2 protein-coding genes are annotated in these 2,484 nt (G+C 70.3%); both read right to left on the reverse strand.

The window, feature by feature from the left end; translation table 11 throughout:
- A partial coding sequence (locus J0695_RS32505) for an ATP-binding protein (RefSeq protein WP_206968230.1) occupies positions 1-882 on the reverse strand: 882 nt, incomplete at its 3' end.
- Between the two features lie 10 nt (positions 883-892).
- A partial coding sequence (locus tag J0695_RS32510) for an acyl-CoA carboxylase subunit beta (protein WP_206968232.1) occupies positions 893-2,484 on the reverse strand: 1,592 nt, incomplete at its 5' end.

Here is a 2,484-nt window from a genome sequence, read left to right on the forward strand (position 1 = left end):
GAGGGCGACGAGGTCGAGCCCGAACACGGCCTCGGTGACGGGGTGTTCGACCTGGAGGCGGGTGTTCATCTCCAGGAAGTGGGTGCGGCCGTCCGCGGTCACCAGGAACTCGACGGTGCCCGCACCCTGGTAGCCGGTGGCGCGGGCGGCGCGTACGGCCTGGGTGTGGAGCGTGTCGGTGAGCCCGGTCGGGAGACCGGGGGCGGGGGCCTCCTCGATGACCTTCTGGTGGCGGCGCTGGAGGGAGCAGTCGCGGGTGCCGAGCGCCCAGACGGTGCCGTACGCATCGGCCATGATCTGGACCTCGACGTGGCGACCCCCTTCGATATAGGGCTCGACGAAGACTTCCCCGTCCCCGAAGGCACTGGCCGCTTCAGCACTGGCGGCTTCCAGCTCTGCTTTGAGCTGGTCGAGTTCGCGTACGACGCGCATCCCGCGCCCGCCGCCGCCTGCGGCGGCCTTCACGAGGACGGGCAGGTCGTCGGCGGTGACGTCGGCCAGGGGCGCGATACCCATGAGCTCCTTGGCGCGGGTCTTGGAGGCCATGGCTTCGATGGCCGCGGGGGGCGGCCCGATCCAGAGGAGGCCGGCGTCGGTGACGGCACGGGCGAAGTCGGCGTTCTCGGAGAGGAAGCCGTAGCCGGGGTGGACGGCGTCCGCACCGGCGGCCAGGGCGGCCTTCACGACGAGGTCGCCGCGGAGATAGGTGTCGGCGGGGGTGGCGCCCGGGAGCCGTACCGCGATGTCGGCGGTCCGGGTGTGGAGTGCGTCGGCGTCAGGGTCCGAGTGGACGGCGACGGTGGTGATGCCGAGGTCGCGGCAGGTGCGGGCGATACGGCAGGCGATCTCGCCGCGGTTGGCGATGAGAAGGGAGTTGATCATTTGGTGGACCTCACATCCGGAAGACGCCGAAGCCGCCGCGGGCGCCCTCGACCGGTGCTGTGTGGATGGCGGACAGGCACAGGCCGAGGACGGTGCGGGTGTCGCGGGGGTCGATGACGCCGTCGTCGTACAGCCGCCCGGAGAGGAACATCGGGAGGGACTCGGACTCGATCTGCTGCTCGACCATGGCGCGGAGGGCGGCGTCGGCCTCGTCGTCGTACGGCTGCCCCTTCGCTGTCGCCGATGCTCGGGCGACGATGGACAGGACCCCGGCGAGTTGCTGGGGACCCATGACCGCGGATTTGGCGCTGGGCCAGGCGAAGAGGAAGCGGGGGTCGTAGGCGCGCCCGCACATGCCGTAGTGCCCGGCTCCGTACGACGCCCCGAGGAGGACGGAGAGGTGCGGGACGCGGGAGTTGGAGACGGCGTTGATCATCATGGCGCCGTGTTTGATGATGCCGCCCTGCTCGTACTCCTTGCCGACCATGTAGCCGGTGGTGTTGTGGAGGAAGAGGAGGGGGATGTCGCGCTGGTTGGCGAGCTGGATGAACTGCGCCGCCTTCTGGGACTCGGCGGAGAAGAGAACGCCCTGGGCGTTGGCGAGGATCCCGATGGGATAGCCGTGGAGCTCGGCCCAGCCGGTGACGAGGCTGGTGCCGTAAAGGGGCTTGAACTCGTCGAAGTCGGAGGCGTCGACGATGCGCGCGATGACCTCGCGGGGGTCGAAAGGGGTACGGAGGTCGCCGGGGACGATGCCGAGGAGTTCGTCGGCGTCGTACGTGGGCGGGGCGGGTATCTCGGCCGGACCGGGGTGCGCCTTGCGGTGGTTGAGGCGGGCGACGACACGGCGGGCCTGGCGGATGGCGTCGTACTCGTCGAGGGCGAAGTAGTCGGCGAGGCCTGAGGTACGGGCGTGCATCTCGGCGCCGCCGAGGGATTCGTCGTCGCTCTCCTCGCCGGTGGCCATCTTCACGAGGGGCGGCCCGCCGAGGAAGACCTTCGACTGCTCCTTGATCATGACGACGTGGTCGGACATGCCGGGGACGTAGGCGCCGCCCGCGGTGGAGTTGCCGAAGACGACGGCAATGGTGGGGATCCCGGCGGCGGAGAGCCGGGTGATATCGCGGAAGAGGGCGCCGCCCGGGATGAAGATCTCCTTCTGGGAGGGGAGATCGGCTCCGCCGGACTCGACGAGGCTGATGGAGGGAAGCCGGTTGGCGAGAGCGATCTCATGGGCCCGGAAGGCCTTCTTGAGGGTCCAGGGGTTCGAGGCGCCGCCGCGGACGGTGGGGTCGTTGGCGGTGATCAGACACTCGACGCCCTCGACGGTGCCGATGCCGGTGACCATGGCGGCCCCGACGGCGTACTCGCTGCCCCAGGCGGCGAGCGGGGAGAGCTCCAGGAAGGGCGTATCGGGGTCGAGGAGGAGCTCGATGCGTTCGCGGGCGAGGAGTTTGCCGCGGTCGTGGTGGCGGGTGGTGTATTTCTCGCCGCCGCCGGCAAGGGCTTTGGCGTGCTCGGCGTCGAGCGCGGAGAGCTTGGCGAGCATGGCGTCGCGGGCGGAGGAGTAGTCGGTGGAGGCGGGGTCGAGGGCGGTGGGGA

This window comes from Streptomyces beijiangensis (assembly GCF_017315755.1).
In the GTDB taxonomy this organism is placed as follows: Bacteria; Actinomycetota; Actinomycetes; order Streptomycetales; family Streptomycetaceae; genus Streptomyces; species Streptomyces beijiangensis.